At 63.4% G+C, this 20,730-nt stretch carries 22 protein-coding genes; 11 read left to right on the forward strand and 11 right to left on the reverse strand.

Annotated elements, in window-relative coordinates; translation table 11 throughout:
• Positions 1–367 precede the first annotated feature (367 nt).
• The 3 genes from xseA (at position 368) to W930_RS28210 (ending at position 3,516) form a co-directional block, all read left to right on the forward strand.
• Entirely contained in the window at positions 368–1,741 is a 1,374-nt protein-coding gene (gene xseA / locus W930_RS0119660) for an exodeoxyribonuclease VII large subunit (RefSeq protein WP_023872126.1), read from the forward strand.
• 202 nt (positions 1,742–1,943) lie between these two features.
• Positions 1,944–2,522: a superoxide dismutase [Fe] gene (sodB, locus tag W930_RS0119665; RefSeq protein ID WP_023594561.1), complete on the forward strand. Its 579-nt coding sequence runs from the start codon at positions 1,944–1,946 to the stop codon at positions 2,520–2,522.
• 400 nt (positions 2,523–2,922) lie between these two features.
• The gene (locus tag W930_RS28210; RefSeq protein WP_023872125.1) at positions 2,923–3,516 is read left to right on the forward strand and encodes an HD-GYP domain-containing protein; all 594 of its coding nucleotides are present in this window, start codon (positions 2,923–2,925) and stop codon (positions 3,514–3,516) included.
• A gap of 24 nt (positions 3,517–3,540) precedes the next feature.
• Here W930_RS28210 and W930_RS0119675 read toward each other — a convergent pair whose 3' ends face one another.
• The 4 genes from W930_RS0119675 to W930_RS0119690 form a co-directional block, all read right to left on the reverse strand.
• Positions 3,541–4,020 carry a DUF192 domain-containing protein gene (locus W930_RS0119675; RefSeq protein WP_024788590.1) on the reverse strand — a complete coding sequence of 160 codons (480 nt, stop codon included), beginning with the start codon at positions 4,018–4,020 and terminating at the stop codon, positions 3,541–3,543.
• A 134-nt stretch (positions 4,021–4,154) separates the two neighbouring features.
• Positions 4,155–4,361 carry a hypothetical protein gene (locus tag W930_RS0119680; RefSeq protein WP_023594564.1) on the reverse strand — a complete coding sequence of 69 codons (207 nt, stop codon included), beginning with the start codon at positions 4,359–4,361 and terminating at the stop codon, positions 4,155–4,157.
• A 127-nt stretch (positions 4,362–4,488) separates the two neighbouring features.
• Entirely contained in the window at positions 4,489–4,731 is a 243-nt protein-coding gene (locus tag W930_RS0119685) for a hypothetical protein (RefSeq protein ID WP_023594565.1), read from the reverse strand.
• 52 nt (positions 4,732–4,783) lie between these two features.
• Positions 4,784–5,374 carry a pseudouridine synthase gene (locus tag W930_RS0119690; RefSeq protein WP_023872123.1) on the reverse strand — a complete coding sequence of 197 codons (591 nt, stop codon included), beginning with the start codon at positions 5,372–5,374 and terminating at the stop codon, positions 4,784–4,786.
• 263 nt (positions 5,375–5,637) lie between these two features.
• On the opposite strand from W930_RS0119690, the gene icd reads away from it, so the two are divergent.
• Positions 5,638–6,891 (forward strand): NADP-dependent isocitrate dehydrogenase, encoded by a 1,254-nt coding sequence (gene icd / locus W930_RS0119695; protein WP_023872122.1) that lies wholly within the window; start codon positions 5,638–5,640, stop codon positions 6,889–6,891.
• Positions 6,892–7,021: 130 nt separating this feature from the next.
• On the opposite strand, the gene W930_RS0119700 is transcribed toward icd, so the two are convergent.
• Together W930_RS0119700 and W930_RS0119705 are read right to left on the reverse strand one after the other, a co-directional pair.
• The gene (locus tag W930_RS0119700) at positions 7,022–7,459 is read right to left on the reverse strand and encodes a hypothetical protein (protein ID WP_023594568.1); all 438 of its coding nucleotides are present in this window, start codon (positions 7,457–7,459) and stop codon (positions 7,022–7,024) included.
• Positions 7,460–7,585: 126 nt separating this feature from the next.
• A complete protein-coding gene (locus W930_RS0119705; RefSeq protein WP_023872121.1) occupies positions 7,586–8,509 on the reverse strand; it encodes a LysR family transcriptional regulator in 924 nt (307 codons plus the stop codon).
• A 108-nt stretch (positions 8,510–8,617) separates the two neighbouring features.
• Here W930_RS0119705 and W930_RS0119710 point away from each other — a divergent pair, with 108 nt between their 5' ends.
• Positions 8,618–9,361 (forward strand): SDR family oxidoreductase, encoded by a 744-nt coding sequence (locus W930_RS0119710; RefSeq protein ID WP_023594570.1) that lies wholly within the window; start codon positions 8,618–8,620, stop codon positions 9,359–9,361.
• 108 nt (positions 9,362–9,469) lie between these two features.
• Here the strand turns inward: W930_RS0119710 and W930_RS0119715 are convergent, their stop codons facing one another.
• Positions 9,470–10,381, reverse strand: coding sequence for a LysR family transcriptional regulator (locus W930_RS0119715; RefSeq protein WP_023872120.1), 912 nt, complete (start codon positions 10,379–10,381; stop codon positions 9,470–9,472).
• Positions 10,382–10,539: 158 nt separating this feature from the next.
• Between W930_RS0119715 and W930_RS0119720 the strand changes: the two genes are divergently transcribed.
• The 4 genes from W930_RS0119720 to W930_RS0119735 all read left to right on the forward strand — a co-directional run bounded on the left by W930_RS0119720 (position 10,540) and on the right by W930_RS0119735 (position 13,799).
• Complete coding sequence (locus W930_RS0119720) at positions 10,540–11,568, forward strand: 2Fe-2S iron-sulfur cluster-binding protein (RefSeq protein ID WP_023872119.1); 1,029 nt, start codon at positions 10,540–10,542, stop codon at positions 11,566–11,568.
• Between the two features lie 131 nt (positions 11,569–11,699).
• Positions 11,700–12,986 carry an aromatic ring-hydroxylating dioxygenase subunit alpha gene (locus W930_RS0119725; protein ID WP_235195562.1) on the forward strand — a complete coding sequence of 429 codons (1,287 nt, stop codon included), beginning with the start codon at positions 11,700–11,702 and terminating at the stop codon, positions 12,984–12,986.
• Between the two features lie 11 nt (positions 12,987–12,997).
• Positions 12,998–13,471, forward strand: a complete 474-nt coding sequence (locus W930_RS0119730) for an aromatic-ring-hydroxylating dioxygenase subunit beta (RefSeq protein ID WP_023594574.1) — start codon at positions 12,998–13,000, stop codon at positions 13,469–13,471.
• A gap of 13 nt (positions 13,472–13,484) precedes the next feature.
• On the forward strand, positions 13,485–13,799 hold the full coding sequence (locus W930_RS0119735) for a non-heme iron oxygenase ferredoxin subunit (RefSeq protein ID WP_023872117.1): 315 nt from the start codon (positions 13,485–13,487) through the stop codon (positions 13,797–13,799).
• A 615-nt stretch (positions 13,800–14,414) separates the two neighbouring features.
• On the opposite strand, the gene cspD is transcribed toward W930_RS0119735, so the two are convergent.
• Positions 14,415–14,621, reverse strand: coding sequence for a cold shock domain-containing protein CspD (gene cspD, locus W930_RS0119740; RefSeq protein WP_023594576.1), 207 nt, complete (start codon positions 14,619–14,621; stop codon positions 14,415–14,417).
• Between the two features lie 442 nt (positions 14,622–15,063).
• Here cspD and clpS point away from each other — a divergent pair, with 442 nt between their 5' ends.
• On the forward strand, positions 15,064–15,378 hold the full coding sequence (gene clpS / locus W930_RS0119745; RefSeq protein ID WP_010807118.1) for an ATP-dependent Clp protease adapter ClpS: 315 nt from the start codon (positions 15,064–15,066) through the stop codon (positions 15,376–15,378).
• Positions 15,375–17,672 (forward strand): ATP-dependent Clp protease ATP-binding subunit ClpA, encoded by a 2,298-nt coding sequence (gene clpA / locus W930_RS0119750; RefSeq protein ID WP_023594577.1) that lies wholly within the window; start codon positions 15,375–15,377, stop codon positions 17,670–17,672. Before clpS ends, clpA begins: the two co-directional genes overlap by 4 nt.
• 87 nt (positions 17,673–17,759) lie before the next feature.
• Here the strand turns inward: clpA and dut are convergent, their stop codons facing one another.
• From dut to W930_RS28215, 3 genes are all read right to left on the reverse strand, one after another.
• Positions 17,760–18,206 carry a dUTP diphosphatase gene (gene dut / locus W930_RS0119755; RefSeq protein ID WP_023594578.1) on the reverse strand — a complete coding sequence of 149 codons (447 nt, stop codon included), beginning with the start codon at positions 18,204–18,206 and terminating at the stop codon, positions 17,760–17,762.
• A gap of 159 nt (positions 18,207–18,365) precedes the next feature.
• Positions 18,366–19,400 (reverse strand): LLM class flavin-dependent oxidoreductase, encoded by a 1,035-nt coding sequence (locus W930_RS0119760; protein WP_024788588.1) that lies wholly within the window; start codon positions 19,398–19,400, stop codon positions 18,366–18,368.
• A 54-nt stretch (positions 19,401–19,454) separates the two neighbouring features.
• On the reverse strand, positions 19,455–20,675 hold the full coding sequence (locus W930_RS28215) for an MFS transporter (RefSeq protein ID WP_023594580.1): 1,221 nt from the start codon (positions 20,673–20,675) through the stop codon (positions 19,455–19,457).
• Between the last annotated feature and the right edge of the window lie 55 nt (positions 20,676–20,730).

A 20,730-nucleotide genomic window follows, 5' to 3' on the forward strand; every position in this document is an offset into this window, starting at 1 on the left:
TTCCACATTGCACGAGCACAAGGATGTGGACAACCGTGGGATACATCCGACAACTCTTTGACGCAGCGGCGCTTTTTGGTTCGTGATTAAAAAATGCGCAGTGAGCTGTTTCAGAAATGAACACCACCGCAAGCTCACGAATCCCGGAAAACCCGCGCAAGCCTGTGGATAACTATGTGCACATGTCCGCGCCTCGGGACATATCTTGGCCACGGTACCGAAACCCGTCTTTGAGACGGTCCGGATTCATCTCGGAAAGCCAGAGAAATCAAGGGTTTAGATTGTCCGAGCGGGAAATGTCGGGCGTTCGCGCGCGAAAACCCTTAAATTAGCGGGCCTGTGGACAGTTTTTCGTCAGCCAACGCGCATGAACCCATCTTTCGACGACGCCCGGCCCACCGGTGGTGCGGATCGCGTGCTAAGTGTTTCAGATCTGAACAAAGCCGTGGCCGGCGTGCTCGAGCGGAGCTTCCCTCTGGCCTGGGTCAGCGGCGAGATCTCGAACTTCACGCGCGCGGCCAGCGGTCATTGGTATTTTTCCATCAAGGACGCCCAGGCGCAGATGCGCTGCGTGATGTTCCGCGGCCGCGCGCAGCATGCCGATTTCATGCCGAAAGAGGGCGATCGCGTCGAAGTTCGCGCCTTGCTCTCGATGTATGTGCCACGCGGCGAAGTGCAACTCAACGTGGAGGCTATCCGTCGCGCCGGACAGGGCAACCTGTACGAGGCGTTCCTGCGACTCAAGGAAAAGCTCGCCGCGGCAGGGCTCTTCGATGCCGCCCGAAAACGCGTGTTGCCAAAGTACGCACGTCGCGTTGGCGTCGTGACGTCATTGCAAGCCGCCGCGCTGCGCGACGTATTGACGACGCTGGCGCGGCGTGCGCCACACGTCGCGGTCGTGGTCTATCCCGCCCCGGTGCAGGGCGCCGACGCCGCGGCCCGCCTCGCCGCCGCGCTCGACATCGCCAACGCCCGTCGCGAGGTGGATACCATCCTGCTGTGCCGCGGCGGCGGCTCGATCGAAGACCTCTGGGCTTTCAACGAGGAAGTGCTGGCGCACGCGATTGCGCGAAGCGAACTGCCGGTCGTCTCGGGCGTGGGGCACGAAACCGATTTCACCATTGCGGACTTCGTGGCCGATGTGCGGGCGCCCACGCCGACGGCGGCCGCCGAACTCATCAGTGCCGCGCGCGACGAATGCCTGCGCGAGGTCGACCGCGAGCGCCAGCGTCTTACGCGCGCCATGTGGCGTACGCTCGAGCAGCGCGCCCAGCAACTCGACAGCCTGTCGCGCGGGTTGGTGTCGCCGCGCGAACGTCTGGCGCGTCAGCGCGGCGAGCTCGCGCACTTGTCCGATCGCATGCGGCACGCACTGGAGCGCCCGTTGGCGCAACGTCGGGGCCGCTTCGAGATGTTGCGCCTGCGGCTGGCGCGCGCCGTGCCGGATATTGCGTCGCAACATGAACGCGTGGCATTGCTTGGACAGCGCATGCAGAGTGCCATGTCGCGCCGCGCCGAGCGCACATCGCAGCGTCTGACCGATGCCAGGGCCCAGCTTGAACTGCTCAATCCGCGTCGAACGCTGCAGCGCGGTTATGCCGCGGTGCTCGATGCCAGGGGGCAACCGCTGCGCGACCCCCGTCGGCTGCAACGCGGCCAGCAGGTCACGATGCATTTGGCGCAAGGCGCGGCCGATGTCGGCATTGGTGACGTTCAAGTCAGGCTAGACGATACTTTTTAGGCGTGGCCGGTTCGGGGAATCTGCCAAATCGCAGGGATCGTGCGTCGATTGGCCGGGATCGGCAAACAATCGTCACATTCGACGGGCACATTGCGGGAAGCCAAGTACCCGTTGGGTTTGCGGGGTTATCGCATCTGCCCTAGAATCGATGGCTCCGGATAACGCAAATCGGGTTCCCCTCAGAGCACAAAGGACAATTGCCATGGAACACAAGCTCCCTGAACTGCCGTACGCCATCGATGCACTGGCGCCGACCATCTCCAAGGAAACGATGGAGTATCACTACGGCAAGCACCACCAAGCCTATGTGACCAACTTGAACAACCTGATCAAGGGCACCGAATTCGAAAACGCCAGCCTCGAAGACATCATCAAGAAGTCGTCGGGCGGCGTGTTCAACAATGCAGCCCAGGTGTGGAACCACACCTTCTTCTGGAACACCCTGACGCCCAAGAGCAGCGGCGCACCGGCTGGCGATCTGGCCAAGGCCATCGATGCCAAGTGGGGTTCGTTCGACGCCTTCAAGGAAGCCTTCACGAAGTCGGCCGTGGGCAACTTCGGTTCGGGCTGGACGTGGTTGGTGAAGAAGGCCGACGGTTCGCTCGACATCGTGAACACGAGCAACGCCGCAACCCCGCTCACCACGACCGACAAGCCGATCATCACGATCGACGTGTGGGAGCACGCTTACTACATCGACTACCGCAACGCCCGTCCGAAGTTTGCCGAGGCATTCTGGACGCTGGTTAACTGGGATTTCGCCGCGAAGAACTTCGCGTAATCGAACGTCCCGGACTTTGCCGGTCGACAATGGCGAATCGCGCACTCCGATGTGCGGTTCGTGACGCGATGCCGCGTCAGGCGCCCAACCCGAGCGCGCGACGCTGCCGGCAATCGAAAAGCCCACCGCTTGCGGTGGGCTTTTTTCGTTTTCAGCGGTTGCAGGATCGCGCGGATGTGAGGTGGACTTGATCGACATCAACGTTTGGCGATGCGACCCTCGATAGAGTGAGAGCTCCAAACGCGAAGAACGACTTATGCCAGACCCTGCGCCAACCGCTTGTGATCCTTCCGTTGATCCCCTTCCCGAGCGCCATGCGCACCGCGCGGGCCCGGAGGTGGCAGCGGTAGACCCCCGGCCCGTCGCGCCGTACCGGAGCCGGCTCGCCGATGCCCGGCTCATGCGCAGTTTGCCGAGTGCTGCATGGACGTTGTTCCGTCTGGCCGAACACAAGCGTGGTGGTACCGCCACTCACATGTGGCGCGTGGGTACGCTCGCGTGGCGTTTCGCGAAGTCGCTGGAATTGCCCGCCGTGGAGGCGCAGGCGCTCGGCCTCGCGGCGGCGCTGCATGACACGGGCAAGCTCTGCATTCCCAATACGATTCTGGAAAAGCCGGGCAAGCTGTCGCCCGACGAGACGCAGGTGATGCGGATGCATCCCCGGCTCGGCGCCGACATGCTTCGCGCCATTGGCGGGGCGGCGTGCGAACTGGCCGCCTCCGTGGCGCTCACCCATCACGAGCGTTACGACGGCCTCGGGTATCCGCATGGGCTGTCGGGAAATCGCATCCCGCTGGCGGGGCGTATCGTTGCCATCGTCGACGTGTTCGATGCGCTCGCGAGTCATCGGCCTTATCGGGCCGCGCTCAGCCCGACGCAAATCGTCGGTGCGATGCTCGCCGAACGGGGGCGTCACTTCGATCCGTGGCTGCTCGACCGCTTTCTCGAACGATCACTCACATCCGCGCTCGGCGTATCGAGCGGCGCGCGCTGAGCGCGCCCCCCGGCATCCCGACGATCAGCGCGGGAGGCCGGAGATCTTCATGCCCGGTCCAATGCCCCGCTTCCTGAACCAGCCCTGGTTCATTTCGAGCGCGTAGCGCACGGCGGCACGCGGGCAGTGGTTATCTTCGGTCTGCGGGGCCATGTCCTCGATGTTCACGATCGTGCCGTCGTCGGCGAGAAAGGCGATGGACAGCGGCAGGTCGGTGTTTTTCATCCAGAAGCAGTGACCGGCACGTTGTTCGAACACGAACAGCATGCCGGCGTTGTCGGGCATGGTCTTGCGATACATCAGACCCTGCTCGCGATCGGCTTCGTTCGCGGCCACTTCAGCCTTGATCAGATACATGCCGGCGGAAAGCTGGACGGTGGGAAACTGACCGGGTTGTTTGATCTGCGCGACGGCGCTCGTCGGCGCAAGGGCCATGACGGCGGCGGAGGCGGCAAACGCGGCGCTGGCGGCAAGCGCGGCCAGTTGACGTGAAATCCGGATCACGAACGACTCCTGAAAGATCGGGGGAACGTCAGAGGAAGGCGAATCATTGTAGCCGCCGGACGAAAAAAAAGCAGGTTGCGAGAGCAACCTGCTTGTTACCGCACGTTGCGCAGACATGCTGCGCCACGCGGGACTTACTTGCTGGCAGCGGCCGGCGCTTCAGCAGCTGAAGCCTTCTTTGCCGACTTCTTGTGCGACTTCTTGTGCGTCGACTTCTTCTTTGCAGCCGGCTTGCTTGCGGCGGCCGGAGCAGCACCCGCGTCAGCGGCCGGAGCCGAAGCTTGAGCGAACACGCCAGTTGCGAACAGGCCAGCGACCAGGGCAGCGATCAGTTTTTTCATGAGATTCCTCGTTGAAGCTCGATGTTGGGGTGATGTACTCGTTGACCCGCGAAGTGAGTCATCTCCTTTAACGTCCGTTCAGAACATCGGTTGACAACCCACCCGCAGTTTTTTTCGAACACAAGTATTACGGCTTGTTACCGACCGGGGGTTGGACAGCCTTCTTGCCGGTCTTCTTGTGGTGATGCTTTTTGTGCTTGGCCTTCTTCGCCGGAGCGGCATGGGTAGCCGCTGCCGGTGCCGCCGGAGCGGGCGCTGCCGCTGCAGGTGCCGCCGGTGCGACAGGCGCCGTGGCCGGCGCCGATTGTTGGGCCATCGCGGCGCCGGACACGATCAGGCCGGCGGTCAATGCGAGCAGCAGTTTGTTCATGACTTGGTTTCCTCGTTTCAGTTCGTGGTGCGTATGTTGCGCACCTGTTCCCTCAACGAGATGAGCGATCGCGGCGTTGACCGGAGAGTGTAAGTATTTGTTGCGGCAGTTCGCACCATTGTCCTGGCGCCACATTCAGCGCGAAGACGTCGACCGGACCGATGGCCACGCGCACAAGTCGCAGGGTCGGTTTGCCCACGGCGGCCGTCATGCGTCTGACCTGACGGTTCTTGCCTTCGACCAGCGTGATCTCCAGCCAGTGGGTCGGAATGCTCGCGCGATAGCGGATGGGCGGATGGCGAGGCCATAGCGCCTGCGGCTCGGGAATCTCGCGGGCGTCGCAGGGCAGTGTGACGAAATCGCCCAGATCGAGACCGGCGCGCAGGCGAGCGACAGCCGTTTCTTCGTAAGCCCCTTCGACCTGCGCCCAATAGGTCTTGGGCAACTTACGTTCCGGTTCGGCGATCCGCGCCTGAAGGCGACCATCGTCGGTGAGCAGCAGCAGTCCTTCGCTGTCGGCATCGAGGCGACCCGCCGGATACACCCCGGGCTGCGCGATGCATTCGGCGAGTGTCGGGCGGGTGGGATGCGGCGAGAACTGACAGATCGTGCCGAAGGGTTTGTTGAGTGCGAGAAGTGTCATACCGGTAGCGCAAAATCGGAGAGTGCCGACGAACATGCCCGCCATGCGGCAGGGCATCTGAACGCAATATGCGTTCTCGACCTGCTGGCCAGCCCCGCCATGTTAATGCATAATCGGGAACGTAAGTCTTATGTCTTATATAAGACTTGCCTTGCGTCACGCGCACTTTACGATGCAGTGACTACAATAGGGACGAAATACGTCGAGCGTTCCCCCGGGCGCATTTGGCGAGCGCAGTCCGATTTTTCCATTGGAGCCCCACCATGTCGTATCAGCACATCAAGGTACCGGCCGGCGAGAAGATCACCGTCAACAAGGATTTCTCGCTCAACGTGCCGGACAACCCGATCATCCCGTACATCGAGGGAGACGGCACGGGCGTGGACATTACGCCGGTGATGCTCAAGGTCGTCGATGCGGCCGTGGAAAAGGCCTATGGCGGCAAGCGCAGGATCAGCTGGATGGAAGTCTACGCGGGAGAAAAGTCCACGCGCATCTATGGCCCCGATGTGTGGCTGCCCGACGAAACGATGCAGGCCGTGAAGGACTATGTCGTGTCGATCAAGGGGCCGTTGACGACACCGGTGGGGGGCGGCATCCGATCGCTCAACGTGGCGTTGCGCCAGCAACTCGACTTGTACGTCTGCCTGCGTCCGGTGCAGTACTTCAAGGGCGTTCCGTCGCCGGTGCGACACCCCGAGAAGATCAACATGGTGATCTTCCGCGAGAACTCGGAGGACATCTACGCCGGCATCGAGTGGGAGGCGGAATCGGCGGGGGCGAAGAAGCTGATCGCGTTTTTGCGAAATGAAATGGGCGTCACCAAGATCCGCTTTCCGGAAACCTCCGGCATCGGTGTGAAGCCGGTTTCGCGCGAGGGCACGGAGCGCCTGGTACGCAAGGCCATTCAATACGCGATCGACAATAACCGCGACAGCGTGACGCTCGTGCACAAGGGCAACATCATGAAGTTCACGGAGGGCGGGTTCCGCGATTGGGGGTACGCGCTCGCCAAGAACGAATTCGGTGCGACGGAGATCGACGGCGGGCCGTGGTGCAAGGTGAAGAACCCGAAGACCGGCAAGGAGATCACGATCAAGGATTCGATTGCCGACGCGTTCCTGCAACAGATTCTGCTGCGTCCGGCCGAGTACGACGTGATCGCCACGCTGAATCTGAACGGCGATTACATTTCCGATGCGCTCGCGGCGCAGGTCGGGGGCATCGGTATCGCGCCGGGCGCGAACCTGTCGGATTCAGTCGCGATGTTCGAAGCCACGCACGGCACGGCGCCGAAATACGCTGGCAAGGACTACGTCAATCCAGGGTCGGAAATCCTCTCGGCGGAGATGATGCTGCGCCATATGGGATGGACGGAAGCGGCGGACCTGATCATCGCGTCGATGGAGAAGTCGATCCTCTCGAAGAAGGTCACCTATGATTTTGCCCGTCTCATGGAAGGCGCGACGCAAGTGTCCTGTTCAGGCTTCGGTCAGGTGATGATCGAGAACATGTAATCCAATATTTCGGATCGCTGAACAACCCCGCCACCGATTGGATTAGGCGGGGTTTTTTTATTGACGTCGAACGCAAGCGCTTCGCAGCGAACCGCCCGGCAATTCCGAGCCGTCCTGCGCGTCGCGTCGGCTAGTTCACGACGATCGTCGTCGTTACGCGGTGGTCGCCGGTGGTGGGGGTGTGGCTGCCGAGTTCGCGTGGGAAGCCTACGGTCCAGGTGACCACGTCGGTGCCGGGCGATTTCCCGGCCTGGTACCAGACCACCATGCCGGGAAATCGCATGCTTTCGCAGCGCTGCCCGGCCGGCACCGTGTAGTCGATCCATTCGGGGATCACTTCGCCGAGCGTGGGCGTCGAGTCGAGTTCGAACGTTGGCTGGCCGAGCGAGCGGCAAAGCACGCTGTAGTTGGGCTGCACCCAGATCGCTGCCTTCTCGCCGGCGGCAACCGTAAGCGTGATTTCCTTCGGAGGATACGGGGGAAGCGTTGACTGAGCGCGCGGCGCGCCAGGTGCCAGCGCAAGCATGGCCAGGGCCATCGCGCGCCATGCGGTCTTGGTGGTATCCATGGCGGATCTCCCACCCCCCTTGACTGCCGACGCGGAGCGTTCTCCTCGCTCCTGCCTGCCGTCGGCAAGATGCTTCCATTACAGTGCACGCACGCGCACAAGGCAAGGCGCGGCGCCGTGGGCGCATCACCGACCGTCGAAGCATGCGGCCAGACGCTGCGCCTCGAAAGCCTGCACCACGTGATCGACGAAGACCCGGGTGCGCAGGGGAAGCTGCTTCTTGTTCGAGTAATAGATGAACACGCCGCCGTACTCTTCGTACCATCCCGGCAGAAGTCTGCGAATGCGACCCGACGCGAGCAATGGCGCCGCATGCGGCATCGGCAGCAGTGCGACCCCGTAGCCGAGCGCAACCGCGTGCGCCATCGCCTCGGGATCGTCGAAGATCATGCGCGTGCGCGGCTCGATGTTGACGCGCTCGCCCAGCGCGTTGCGCAAGTCCCAGGCGCGCAGCCGCCCGGTCGCACCGGAGCGCCGGATCACGGCATCGAACGACGCCAGCGCGGACGGATGCACGGGTGTCTCGCGTTCGGCCATATAGCCGGGCGACGCACAGATGACCGCATAGGTTGGCGCGAGCCGTCGCGCGATCACACCGGGCGTGAGCTCGATCCCGCCGCCGATGGCGGCATCGAAGCCTTCGGCCACGACATCCACGCTTCGGTTGTCGAAGCGCCAGTCGGGCACGATCTCAGGGTAGCGGGCGAGAAAGTCGCCGAGCAACGGCAAGAGGTACTGACGCCCGAACGCGTGCGCCACGCTGACCTTGAGCATGCCGGATGGCGCGCTCTCGCGCTCGGCGGCGCGGGCAAACGCGTCGGTCAGCGCCGCGAATGGCGCGTCGACGTCGAGCAGGAACCGATCGCCGCCCGCCGTGAGCGTCAGGCTGCGCGTGCTGCGGTGAAACAGGCGCAAACCGAGTTGCGCCTCCAGACGCGCCACATTCTTGCTCACGGCTGCGGGCGTCATCCCCAACCGGCGCGCGGCGGCGGAAAAACTTCCGGCGCGGGCGCTGAGCACGAAAGACTCGATCAGATGCATGGCATCCATCGCTCACCTGTTCCAATTGGTTGAAATTGATGATCGGTATTATCGTCTAGTTGAGATGTAATTCGCCAATCATACTGGCTCCACTTCTCAACCCAGTGGAGCAATGACATGGCAACGAACTTTCAAGGCAAGGTGGCATTCGTGACGGGGGGCTCGCGCGGGATTGGCGCGGCCGTGGTGCGGCGACTGGCCGACGGCGGCGCGGCCGTCGCGTTCACGTTCAAGGGATCGAGGGCGGCCGCCGAGGATCTGGTCGCTGAAATCGAGGCCTCGGGCGGGCGCGCGCTTGCCTTGCATGCCGACGCGGGCGACGCCGCCGCATTGACGCAAGCGGTGAATGAGGCGGCGCTTCGGTTCGGCAGGATCGACATTCTCGTGAACAACGCCGGTGTGTTTTCCATGGCATCGATCGCGGACATTCCGGTCGAAGAGTTCGACCGCATGCTCAACGTCAACGTGCGCGCCGTGTTCATCGCATCGCAGGCGGCGCTTGCGCACATGGGCGAGGGCGGGCGCATCATCAACATCGGCTCGTGCAACGCCGAGCGCATGCCGTTCGCCGGCGGTGCGACCTACGCGATGAGCAAGGCCGCGCTGGTCGGGCTGGTCAAAGGGATGGCGCGCGATCTCGGTCCGCGAGGCATTACCGTGAACAACGTGCAACCGGGGCCGACGAACACCGACATGAATCCGGCTGCCGGCGATTTCGCGGGGGCGATGCACGATCTGATGGCGCTCAAGCGCCACGCCCGCCCCGAGGAAATCGCGGCGATGGTGGCATATGTCGCGAGCGAGGAGGCAGGGTTCGTGACCGGCGCGAGTCTCACCATCGACGGCGGATTCAACGCCTGAGTCGTGGCCCGGCAGGTCGCGTGCCGCGCGCGCAAGCCCGTGGCCGCGACGTCGGCGCCGCCGACGCGCCCAACATGGGGCGTGGGCCGATGCCGCGCTCGGCGACGCTCACTCCGAGAAGTGTTCGAACAGCAGCGTGCGCATCCATTGGCTTGCCGGTTCCTGATGATACCGGGCGTGCCAGAAGAGGTTGATCTGGACGTCGGGCACGTCGAGCGGGTGGTCGACGTAACGCAGGCCGAAGTGCTGCGCGCTTCGCTGGGCAAACTTTTCGGTCACGGTGGCAATCAGGTCGGTCGCATGCAGGATGTCGGCCAGCGCGACGAAGTGCGGCACGCGCAGCCGGATGTTGCGATGCACGTGGGCGCGTGCCATGAATTCGTCGACCTGGCCGTGTCCGGTGCCCGCGGCGACCACCATCACCTGCTCGGCGCGTTCGAAATCTTCGCGCGTCATCCGCGTCTGCTTCGGTCGATCCAGAGGATGTCCCGGCCGGAACATGCAGACATATTTCTGGCGGAAGAGCCGCCGCTGGAAGAAGCCTGCCGTGAGATCCGGCAAATGCCCCACCGCGAGGTCGACCTGACCGGCCGCCATTTCCTCCTGCAGATTCACCGCCGTATTACGCACGGTGCTGACGGTGATCCCCGGCGCCCGCTCGCCCAGCGCATGCATGAGTTTCGGCAGGAAGTGCACCTCGCCGATGTCCGTCATGGCGATCCGGAACGCGCGCCGGCTGGTCGCCGGATCGAAGGCAAGCTGACGGTTGAAGACGCCGTGCAGGGCGTCGAGCGCCGCCGCGATGGGCTCGGCCAGCGCGACGGCCATCGGCGTGGGCAGCATGCCGCGCGATGTACGGATGAACAGCTCGTCGTTGAACAGCTTGCGCAGGCGCGCGAGCGAATTGCTGACCGCTGGTTGCGTAACACCCAGGGCCTCGGCCACGCGTGACACGCGTCTTGCGTTGTACAGGTGCTGAAAGACGACCAGCAGGTTCAGATCAACGGAATGGAGGTCCATGGGCGTGCCGGGTCGTTCGGTGAGATCACTGGAATTTATGAGGCATATAAACGAGATTCTATTGGTTTATATCAAGGGTTGCGCGATGCTGTCTGCAAACGGCGTCGAAACGCCATGCGCGGTGCATCGAGTGCACCGTCGGAACGGAGACAACCCCCATGCAAGTTCACGTGCAGCCGCTCGGCGAGCGCCTCGAGGTCACACCTGGCGATAACCTGCTCAAGACGCTGACCGAGCGTCAGATCCCGATTTCCTACAGTTGTCTGTCCGGCCGATGCGGCACATGCCGTTGCCGGGTCCTGTCGGGCGACGTGCGCCAGGCCGACGGGGTCGAGTACCGTCACCACGACGAACATTCCCAGGGCGAAGGCGAGCGCCACGTGCTGGCCTGCCAGTCGACGGTGCATGGCGATTGCGAGATCGAGTTGCCGGAAGTCGACGAAGTCGTCGTGCATCCCGCGAAGATCCTCAAGGCGACGGTGCTCGCCATCGAAACGCTCACGCACGATATCAAACGTCTGGTCCTCAAGCCGGCGAAGCCGCTCAGCTTCTCGCCGGGGCAATACGCCACGCTGCAATTCACGCCCGCGCATATCCGCCCGTATTCGATGGCCGGACTCGACGCCGACGACACGCTCGAGTTTCACATCCGCCGCGTGCCGGGCGGCGCGGTGACCGGCTACGTCGCCGAGCAACTCGAAGTGGGAGATGCGGTTCGCGTATCCGGCCCGCTGGGTACGTCGTATCTGCGTACCCGCCATGCGGGGCCGATGCTTTGCGTGGCTGGCGGGACGGGGCTCGCGCCAGTGCTCTCCATCGTGCGCGGCGCGGTCGCTCGCGGCATGACCAATCGCATCGAAATCTACGTCGGTGCCCGTTCGCCTGACGACGTGTACGGTCTTGCGTGGCTGCGCGAGCTCGCGTCGCGGCACGCGGGCATTCGCCTGCACGTGGTGACGACCACGGCGGCGGCCGACGCGGGTGCGCTGTGTGACGAGGCATTTCGTGTCGGACACGTGACGGAGGCGATCGCGGCCGATTTCGTCTCGCCCGATGCGCTGGGCGGATGGCGCGCCTACCTGTGCGGTGCCCCGCCGATGGTCGAGGCCGCCACGCGATTGCTGCGCGAGCGCGGAATCGACGGCGCGCATATCTACGCCGACGCGTTCTACGCCAAGGCCGCCTAGTCGCGCAAAGGGCGTTCGGCCCAGGCGGGCGGCGGACGTGCACGTGCGCGCTGTCGACCACGTCGTGTGAGCGTCGACCGGCCTGACGTTTCGCCGCATCGATGGATTTCGCATACCCAAAGGAGACAATCGTGAGTACCACACCGCAGACCGGGTTCGACCCGGCGCCGTCCGACAGCCAGTCGGCAACGGACATCTGGCCTGGCGAGGGATCGAGCCGCATTCCGTTTCGCGTCTATACGGACGAGCAGCTCTATCGCCGGGAACTCGAGCAGTGCTTCTATCGCAAGCACTGGAACTACGTCGGGCTGGAGGCCGAGGTGCCCGGGCCGGGCGACTTCAAGCGCACGGTGATCGGCGAGCGCTCGGTCATCGTCACGCGCGACGCCACGGGCGACATCAACGTGGTCGAGAACGTGTGTGCGCATCGCGGCATGAAGTTCTGTCGGGAAAAGCGCGGCAATCGCACCGATTTCCATTGCCCGTATCACCAGTGGAACTACGACCTCAAGGGCAATCTTCAGGGCGTGCCGTTCCGTCGGGGCGTGAAGCAGGACGGCAAGGTCAACGGCGGCATGCCGAAGGATTTCAAGCCCGAGGAGCACGGGTTGACCAAGCTGAAGGTCGCCACGCGCGGTGGCGTGATCTTCGCGTCGTTCGATCACGAGGTCGAATCGCTCGAAGACTTCCTCGGGCCCGAGATCTGCGCCTATTTCGACCGGTTGTTCGACGGGCGCAAGCTCAAACTGCTGGGCTATAACAAGCAGCGCATCCCGGGCAACTGGAAGCTCATGCAGGAGAACATCAAGGACCCGTATCACCCGGGGCTGCCGCATACCTGGTTCGTCACGTTCGGCCTGTGGCGCGCCGATAACAAGTCGCGTCTCGTGATGGACGCGCAAGGTCGCCACGCGGCCATGATTTCGACGCGCGGCCAGGGCGGTGGCGGAGAGGTGACCTCGGGCGTGTCGAGTTTCAAGGAATCGATGTCGCTCAACGACATGCGGTTTCTCGACATCGTTCAGGAAGACTGGTGGAAGGGCCCGACGGCCGTGCTCATGACACTGTTCCCCAGCGTGATCCTCCAGCAACAGGTCAATTCGGTGTCGACGCGCCACATCCAGCCGCGCGGGCCCAATGCGTTCGACTTCGTGTGGACACACTTTGGCTTCGAGGACGACACCGAGGAAATGACCCAGCGCCGTTTGCGCCAGGCGAACCTGTTTGGGCCGGCAGGCTTCGTTTCGGCCGACGACGGCGAGGCGATCGAGTGCTCGCAGGAGGGCTTCGCGCAGAAGCCGTGGCACCGCGTCATCGCCGAGCTGGGCGGCACCGGCGTGGAGAACACGGACCACATGGTGACCGAGACGCTGATTCGCGGCATGTACGCCTATTGGCGCCGTTTGATGGACGTTTGAGGAGACGACCGATGGTGGATTTCACAACCTTTCAGGCCGTGGTCGAGCTCAACGCAGCCTACGCGGCGGCGCTCGACGCCCAACAATGGGACGCCTGGCCCGAATTCTTTCTCGACGATTGCGTGTATCGCATCCAGCCGCGCGAGAACTACGACATGGGGCTGCCGCTCGCCACGCTCTCGTTCGAAAGCAAGGGCATGTTGCGCGATCGCATCTACGGGATTCGCGACACGCTGTTTCACGATCCCTACTACCAGCGGCACGTGATCGGCCTGCCGTCGATTCGCGAGCGCGATGCCGATACGCTCGAGGTCGAGGCGAACTACGCCGTATTTCGCACCAAACCGGATCAGTTGAGCGACATCCTGTCGGTCGGCCGGTATCTGGACGTCATCAAGCGCACCGGCGAGGGATGGAAGTTCGCGTCGCGCCAATGCATTTTCGACAGCGAGATGATCCCCAACTCGCTGATCTACCCGATCTGAAGCGAGGAACGACATGAGTGGAAACTGGATGGAAGCGGCGCCGCGCGACGCGATTCCCGAGGACGACGTGATCGGCGTGGTGGTGGCCGGCCGGGAGATCGCCCTGTATGGCGTGGATGGCGAGGTGTTCGCGACCGACAACGTCTGCACCCACGGGAACGCCCGGCTTTGCGACGGATTTCTGGACGGCCACGAGATCGAGTGCCCGCTGCATCAGGGCAAGTTCGACGTGCGGACCGGTGCCGCCCTGTGCGCGCCGCTAACCGAGGCGGTGAAAATCTATCCGATCCGAATCGAGGCCGACAAGGTTTACGTCGACCTGGGCTGAGGCGGCTTGCCCCTGAGCGGTGCAAACGACGTGGGGCACGGCCCTTTGCCTGCCTTGCGAGACGTTCGAACGGGCCGCCCGACGGGCGGCCCGTGCCTATTGCAGCGCAGCGTTGCGCAAGCCCCACGTCTCGTCGCGAAGGGAGGACGCGTTGAATCACATGGCGCTTCGTGAAACAAATGATTCATCCCGCGGATTACCCTTGCGCCGTGACGCGAGCTTTCGTGATCGTCGAATACGTGTTCCGTTCCGGCGCGCAACGCTGGCGAATTGGTCGCTTCCCGTCCCGACAGCCAAATCGGCGAGATTGGGATGCGCGGGCAAGAAACGGCTCCGTAGGATTACTTACATTATTGAAGTAAATGCGTAATTGATTTCCGCATTCCGGTAACGCCGTTGAGTAATTTAATAATTGGAGGAATGTTGCGATGAATCAAGTTTTATACAGGTTTTAACGCAGATAAATTTCGCACGACTTTGGGTCGTGAGTGGAAAGTTGCGTCGAATCCGCAGATCGAAAATGGATCCAAAATGAGACAAGCTGGTGCATGCGTTGCTGCGGCGCAATAAAAAACCCGGCCGGAGCCGGGTTTCCAATGCATCGAACCGTGGCGCTCAGGGAGCTGCCTGGATGTTCGAAGCTTGCTTGCCCTTCGGGCCTTGAACGACCTCGAACTGCACCTTCTGACCTTCCTTGAGGGTCTTGAAGCCGTTCATCTGGATCGCCGAGAAGTGCGCGAACAGGTCCTCGCCACCTTCGTCAGGCGTGATGAAACCAAAACCCTTGGCATCGTTAAACCATTTGACCGTACCGGTTGCCATACAAACTTCCCCTAAACAATTACGACTACTACATATCACCGCAACAACGAGCACATCTGAAAAACCCGCCGGCTGGCGGCGGCTTCTTAGGCTCACCCAGGCATCTTTTCTTTTAAAACGCTTATAGAGGAAAAGCGCCACGATGATTGTTTTCGCTAACCGCCAATAGTGTCAAGCGCTTTTTGAACGATAGAAGTGGCGTTCGATCAGGTTTTACCCTTATATCTGGCAGGGCATAAAGGGTGCCGCGACACACCCTTGAAATTTGGGTTAAGCTGACTCATATGGGTGTGGCACCCCCGGTGGTCGGGGGCTGCGGCGCCTTGCTGGGCAACGCACGCGATCAACGGCGAGTGTTGGCATTCCGGTGGACGACCGGCCGGCAGGCGGCAATAGGAGCTCCGATTGCTTCCTGCGCCCGGGAGTTGTTTAGAATCCACGTATGGCAACCTTACCGACAACGCATGACGACACCGTACAGGAGCGGCAGGAGCAACAGCTCAAGCCGCCGTCGATGTACAAGGTGGTACTGTTGAACGACGATTTCACCCCGATGGAATTCGTGGTGATGGTCATTCAGGAATATTTCAATAAGGACCGGGAATCTGCCACGCAGATCATGCTCAAGGTTCATCGCGAGGGCAGGGGAGTTTGTGGGGTCTTTACGCGCGACGTCGCGGCGACCAAAGTTGAGCAAGTCGTTAGCCATGCAAGGCAGTCCGGGCACCCGCTGCAGTGCGTGATGGAGGAAGCATGATTGCCCAGGAATTGGAAGTCAGCCTGCACATGGCGTTTATGGAAGCGCGCCAGGCACGACACGAATTCATCACGGTCGAGCACCTGTTGCTCGCCCTCTTGGATAACCCGACCGCCGCCGAGGTGTTGCGCGCGTGCGCCGCGAATCTCGATGATTTGCGGCAGAACCTGCGCAACTTCATCGCCGACAATACCCCGACGGTGCCTGGCAGCGACGAGGTTGACACGCAGCCCACGCTTGGGTTCCAGCGCGTGATCCAGCGCGCCATCATGCACGTGCAGTCCACTTCCAACGGCAAGAAGGAAGTCACGGGCGCGAACGTGCTGGTCGCGATTTTCGGCGAGAAGGACTCCCACGCCGTCTACTACCTGCAGCAGCAGGGCGTGACGCGGCTGGACGTCGTCAATTTCATTTCGCACGGCATCACCAAGACGGGCGCGTCGGGCGAGTCGGCCAAGGCCGGTGAAGGCAGCGCCGAAGGCGAAGAGGGCGCCAACGCCAAGGAAAGCCCGCTCGCGCAGTACACGCAGAACCTCAACCAGATGGCGCGCGATGGCAAGATCGATCCGCTCATCGGACGCGAATCGGAAGTCGAGCGCGTGGTGCAGGTGCTGTGCCGCCGTCGCAAGAACAACCCCCTGCTCGTCGGCGAAGCCGGCGTGGGCAAGACCGCCATCGCCGAAGGGCTCGCCTGGCGTGTGACGCGCGGCGAAGTGCCCGAGATCCTGCAGGATGCCACCGTCTACTCGCTGGACATGGGGGCGCTGCTGGCAGGTACCAAGTATCGCGGCGACTTCGAGCAACGTCTGAAGGCGGTGCTCAAGGAACTCAAGGAGCGCAGCAACGCGATCCTGTTCATCGACGAAATTCATACGCTGATCGGCGCGGGCGCCGCGTCGGGCGGCACGCTCGACGCGTCCAACCTGCTCAAGCCGGCGTTGTCGTCGGGGCAGCTCAAGTGCATCGGCGCCACGACCTTTACCGAGTACCGCGGCATCTTCGAGAAGGACGCCGCGCTGTCGCGCCGTTTCCAGAAGATCGATGTGAACGAGCCCACGGTCGAGCAAACCGTGCAGATCCTGCGCGGGCTGAAGTCGCGCTTCGAAGAGCACCATGGCGTGAAGTATTCGTCGAGCGCGCTGTCCGCCGCCGCGGAGCTGTCAGCCAAGTTCATTACCGACCGTCACCTGCCGGACAAGGCCATCGATGTGATCGATGAAGCCGGTGCCGCGCAGCGCATCCTGCCGAAGTCCAAGCAGAAGAAGACGATCGGCAAGGGCGAGATCGAGGAAATCGTCTCGAAAATCGCGCGCATCCCGCCGCAGAGTGTGTCGGCGGACGATCGCGGCAAGCTTCAGACGCTCGACCGCGACCTGAAGAGCGTGGTGTTCGGGCAGGACCCGGCCATCGATGCGCTGTCCGCGGCGATCAAGATGTCGCGTGCCGGGTTGGGCAAGACGGACAAGCCCATCGGTGCGTTCCTCTTCTCGGGACCGACCGGGGTCGGCAAGACCGAAGTCGCCAAGCAGCTTGCGTTCACACTGGGCATCGAGCTGATTCGCTTCGACATGTCGGAGTACATGGAGCGCCACGCCGTGAGCCGTCTGATCGGCGCGCCGCCGGGCTACGTGGGCTTCGATCAGGGCGGCCTGCTGACCGAGGCCGTGACGAAGAAGCCGCACTGCGTGCTGTTGCTCGACGAAATCGAGAAGGCGCACCCGGACATCTTCAACGTGCTGCTCCAGGTGATGGATCACGGCACGCTGACGGACAACAACGGCCGGAAGGCGGACTTCCGCAACGTCATCATCATCATGACGACGAACGCGGGCGCGGAGACGATCAACCGCGCGAGCATCGGCTTCACGAACGAGCGTCAGGCCGGCGATGAAATGGCCGACATCAAGCGCATGTTCACGCCCGAGTTCCGCAACCGCCTGGACGCGATCATCAGCTTCAAGCCGCTCGACGAGCAGATCATCCTGCGCGTCGTCGACAAGTTCCTCATCCAGCTGGAAGACCAGCTGCATGAGAAGAAGGTCGAGGTGGTGTTCACCGACAAGCTGCGCGCGTATCTCGCGAAGAAGGGCTTCGATCCGCTCATGGGGGCACGTCCGATGCAGCGTCTGATTCAGGACACGATTCGTCGTGCGCTGGCCGACGAACTGCTCTTCGGGCGCCTGACCAGCGGTGGGCGCGTGACCGTCGACCTGGACGAGCACGATCAGGTGCAGTTGTCGTTCCCGGAGGACGGTAACACGCGTCCCGAGCCGGAAGCGGCCGAGGTCGAGTAACCGTCAGGACCCGTCAGTCGACTTCAGGGCCTCGCGCCCATGAAAAAGCGCCGCTTCAAGCGGCGCTTTTTTTTCGACGTCGGTGCGTCAGTGCTTGCCGGTGCTGCCGAAGCCGCCCGCACCGCGATCGCTCTCGGGGAACTCGTCGACGATATTGAACTCGGCCTGCACGACCGGCACGATCACGAGCTGCGCCAGGCGCTCGAAAGGGTTCAGGACGAACGGCTCGTTGCCGCGGTTCCACGTCGACACCATCAATTGGCCCTGGTAGTCCGAGTCGATCAACCCGACCAGATTGCCCAGCACGATGCCGTGCTTGTGGCCGAGGCCCGAGCGCGGCAGGATCAACGCGGCATAGCCCGGGTCTTCCAGATGGATCGCCATCCCGGTGGGGACGAGCACGGTTTGTCCGGGGGCGATGGTCATGGGCGCATCGAGGCAGGCGCGCAGGTCAAGCCCGGCGCTGCCCGGCGTGGCGTAAGCGGGCAACTGCGAGCGCAGGCGTTCGTCGAGGATCTTGACGTCGAGTTTCATGGTGTTAGGAGGTGAGTACGTTAGGGCGTGACGACGTTAATGAGGACAGCGGGGCCGGGCAACCCTGTGTGCGAACACATGGGGGCGCAAGGCGCATGGAAACTATGCCGGGACGTGGAGGCGGGGCGCGCCCGTGGTGGCGAGGGCACGCGCACCGGTTCAGTCGTCCGCCCGCAACGCGAAGGCCTGTGCGAGCAGTTCATGCGAGCGCAGGCGCGCGCGATAACTGCCGGCCACCGTAAGCACGACGATTTCGTCGGCTTCGAACTGCTCCTGCAATTCCATGACGCGCTCGGTCACCCGCTCCGGGGTGCCGATGATACTACGCGGTTTCTCGCGCGCGATCACCGACAATTCCCGTTCGCGATACTGCGCCCTGGCCTGAGCGCCCTGTTCCAGACTCGGGATCGGCTCGTTCATGCCGTAGGCCATTTGCACGCGTCGCAGATCCACGCCGGCTTCGAGTGCTTCGGCCTCGGCCTGGGTGTCGGCGCAGATGACGAAAAGCGCAACGGCGCAGTACGGCTTGTCCAGTCGTCCCGGCGTGAAGCGTTCCCGATAGGCTTGCGTGACGCGGTGTCCGTAATGCGCGTTGATGAAGTGCGCAAAGCAGTAGCGAAGACCGAGCTGTGCGGCGAGCAGTCCGCCGAATTCGCTGGAACCCAGCACCCACACCTCGGGCCGAGTGGCCACGGCCGGTTGCAGCAATACCCCGCGATAGGGATGGTCGTCGGCGAGCGTGCCATCGAACAGCGCCGCGAGTTCCGCGACCTGCTGCGGGAAGTGCTCGCCGGCGTCGTACGGGCCTTTCGCGACGGCGCGCGCGGTGCGCATGTCGCCGCCCGGCGCGCGTCCCACGCCCAGGTCGATGCGGTTCGGAAACAGCGCTTCGAGCATCAGAAACTGTTCCGCCAGCTTGAACGGGCTGTAGTAAGGCAGCATCACGCCGCCGGAGCCCACGCGCAGCCGCTTCGTCACGCTCGCCAGCCGGGCGATCATGACCTCGGGCGCGGGATTGGCCACGCCGCGCAGGCCGTGATGCTCCGCGCACCAGTAACGCGTGTAGCCGAGGTCGTCGGCGGCCTGGGCCAGTTCGACGGTCGCCGCAATGGCATCGGCCACGTCATGGCCGTGGATGACGGGTGTCTGGTCGAGGATCGACAGCTTGATGCGGGCAGTGGCGGGTTGTGTCATGCGTTCGGGCTCCGAGGGGCCGGCGGGCAGGGCGCCGGCGCATCGTCTTGTGAGTCAGTGGCCGCTGCCGGCGGACGAATCCACCGGTACCGTGCCGGGGCCTGCATGCGGCAGGCGCGCAATCATCAGAATCGCCACGATACCGCCCAGTGCGCCGCACAGGAATATCGAGGCATAACCGAAAAAGTTGGCGACGAGGCCGGCCATCGGCCCGATCAGGCCGAGGGCCAGGTCGAAAAACGCCGAGTAGGCGGCCAGCGCCGCGCCGCGGTTTTGCGGCGGTACCTGGCGCAAGGCTTCCACGCCCAGCGCGGGGAATACCAGCGAGAAGCCCACGCCTGTCAATCCTGCGCCCGCGAGCGCCATGTGCGGGCTCACGGCGCCCCAAAGCAGGAACTGACCGATCGCGCTGAATACCAGTGAGCACATGGCCACGCGGCGTCCGCCGAAGCGATCGACCGCATGGGCGAGCAGAATCCGCATGCCGATGAAGCAGGCACTGTACAGCGTGAGCGCGTATGCGGCGCCCGACCAGCCCTGGCTGGCGTAGTAGAGCGTGATGAATGCCGCGATGACCGCGTAGCCGATGCTGCCGAGCGTCATGGCAAGGCCCGGACGCCAGACCCGTCCGACCACGCGGAAGAACGGCAGGCGGTTGCCCCCCACGGGCGCCGCCGCGGGAAGACGCAAGGCGATCGCGAAGGCCACGGCCGGCAGTGCGATGTTCACGAGCGAGACGACGGTGAAGCCTGCCGACTGCAGCAGATATGCCCCGAACGGGGCGCCGATGGCCAGCGCCGTGTACATCGACACGCCCTGCCACGAAATCGCCTTGCTGGCGTGTGCGGCGCCGAGCAGGCCAATGCCCCACGACATGCCGCCGGTCAGGATCAGGCTTTCGCCGAAGCCCAGTACAACGCGCCCGGCGATCAGGATACCCAGTGCGAGCGCGGAATTCGGTGCGATGGAGGCGACGAGATAGAGCACTCCCGCGGCGGCGCATCCGCACAGGCCGGTGAGCACGGCACGGCGCGGACCGCGCGTGTCGACGGTGCGCCCGGCGTACGAGCGCAGCAGCAGCGTGACGACGGACTGGATGCCGATCGTCACCCCGACCACGAACGAGCCGTAGCCAAGGGTTTCGTGCACATAGACCGGCAGCACGGGCAGTGGCATGCCGATCGTCATGAAACCGAAGAACATGATCGCGGCGAGCATGCTCAGCGTCCCGTAGACACTGACATTCGGACGCGCGGACGAAGGAGGTTGCGTCATTTTCGATTCGGGTCGTGCGATGGCCCGCAGGCCGCGATCGGCCAATGTCGGGCGG

It is taken from the genome of Pandoraea sp. E26, from assembly GCF_000681415.1.
Classification (GTDB): domain Bacteria; phylum Pseudomonadota; class Gammaproteobacteria; order Burkholderiales; family Burkholderiaceae; genus Pandoraea; species Pandoraea pnomenusa.

Excerpts from the sequence above, each read along its gene's own strand:
- dut (WP_023594578.1), bottom strand. The coding sequence starts at position 18,206 with ATGAAACTCGACGTCAAGATCCTCGACGAACGCCTGCGCTCGCAGTTG.
- W930_RS0119715 (WP_023872120.1), bottom strand. The coding sequence starts at position 10,381 with ATGGACCTCCATTCCGTTGATCTGAACCTGCTGGTCGTCTTTCAGCAC.
- W930_RS0119735 (WP_023872117.1), top strand. The coding sequence starts at position 13,485 with ATGAGTGGAAACTGGATGGAAGCGGCGCCGCGCGACGCGATTCCCGAG.
- W930_RS28215 (WP_023594580.1), bottom strand. The coding sequence starts at position 20,675 with ATGACGCAACCTCCTTCGTCCGCGCGTCCGAATGTCAGTGTCTACGGG.
- W930_RS0119700 (WP_023594568.1), bottom strand. The coding sequence starts at position 7,459 with ATGGATACCACCAAGACCGCATGGCGCGCGATGGCCCTGGCCATGCTT.
- W930_RS0119685 (WP_023594565.1), bottom strand. The coding sequence starts at position 4,731 with ATGAACAAACTGCTGCTCGCATTGACCGCCGGCCTGATCGTGTCCGGC.
- W930_RS0119705 (WP_023872121.1), bottom strand. The coding sequence starts at position 8,509 with ATGGATGCCATGCATCTGATCGAGTCTTTCGTGCTCAGCGCCCGCGCC.
- W930_RS28210 (WP_023872125.1), top strand. The coding sequence starts at position 2,923 with ATGCGCAGTTTGCCGAGTGCTGCATGGACGTTGTTCCGTCTGGCCGAA.
- xseA (WP_023872126.1), top strand. The coding sequence starts at position 368 with ATGAACCCATCTTTCGACGACGCCCGGCCCACCGGTGGTGCGGATCGC.
- clpA (WP_023594577.1), top strand. The coding sequence starts at position 15,375 with ATGATTGCCCAGGAATTGGAAGTCAGCCTGCACATGGCGTTTATGGAA.
- W930_RS0119730 (WP_023594574.1), top strand. The coding sequence starts at position 12,998 with ATGGTGGATTTCACAACCTTTCAGGCCGTGGTCGAGCTCAACGCAGCC.
- sodB (WP_023594561.1), top strand. The coding sequence starts at position 1,944 with ATGGAACACAAGCTCCCTGAACTGCCGTACGCCATCGATGCACTGGCG.
- W930_RS0119690 (WP_023872123.1), bottom strand. The coding sequence starts at position 5,374 with ATGACACTTCTCGCACTCAACAAACCCTTCGGCACGATCTGTCAGTTC.
- W930_RS0119680 (WP_023594564.1), bottom strand. The coding sequence starts at position 4,361 with ATGAAAAAACTGATCGCTGCCCTGGTCGCTGGCCTGTTCGCAACTGGC.
- W930_RS0119720 (WP_023872119.1), top strand. The coding sequence starts at position 10,540 with ATGCAAGTTCACGTGCAGCCGCTCGGCGAGCGCCTCGAGGTCACACCT.
- clpS (WP_010807118.1), top strand. The coding sequence starts at position 15,064 with ATGGCAACCTTACCGACAACGCATGACGACACCGTACAGGAGCGGCAG.
- cspD (WP_023594576.1), bottom strand. The coding sequence starts at position 14,621 with ATGGCAACCGGTACGGTCAAATGGTTTAACGATGCCAAGGGTTTTGGT.
- W930_RS0119760 (WP_024788588.1), bottom strand. The coding sequence starts at position 19,400 with ATGACACAACCCGCCACTGCCCGCATCAAGCTGTCGATCCTCGACCAG.
- W930_RS0119710 (WP_023594570.1), top strand. The coding sequence starts at position 8,618 with ATGGCAACGAACTTTCAAGGCAAGGTGGCATTCGTGACGGGGGGCTCG.
- icd (WP_023872122.1), top strand. The coding sequence starts at position 5,638 with ATGTCGTATCAGCACATCAAGGTACCGGCCGGCGAGAAGATCACCGTC.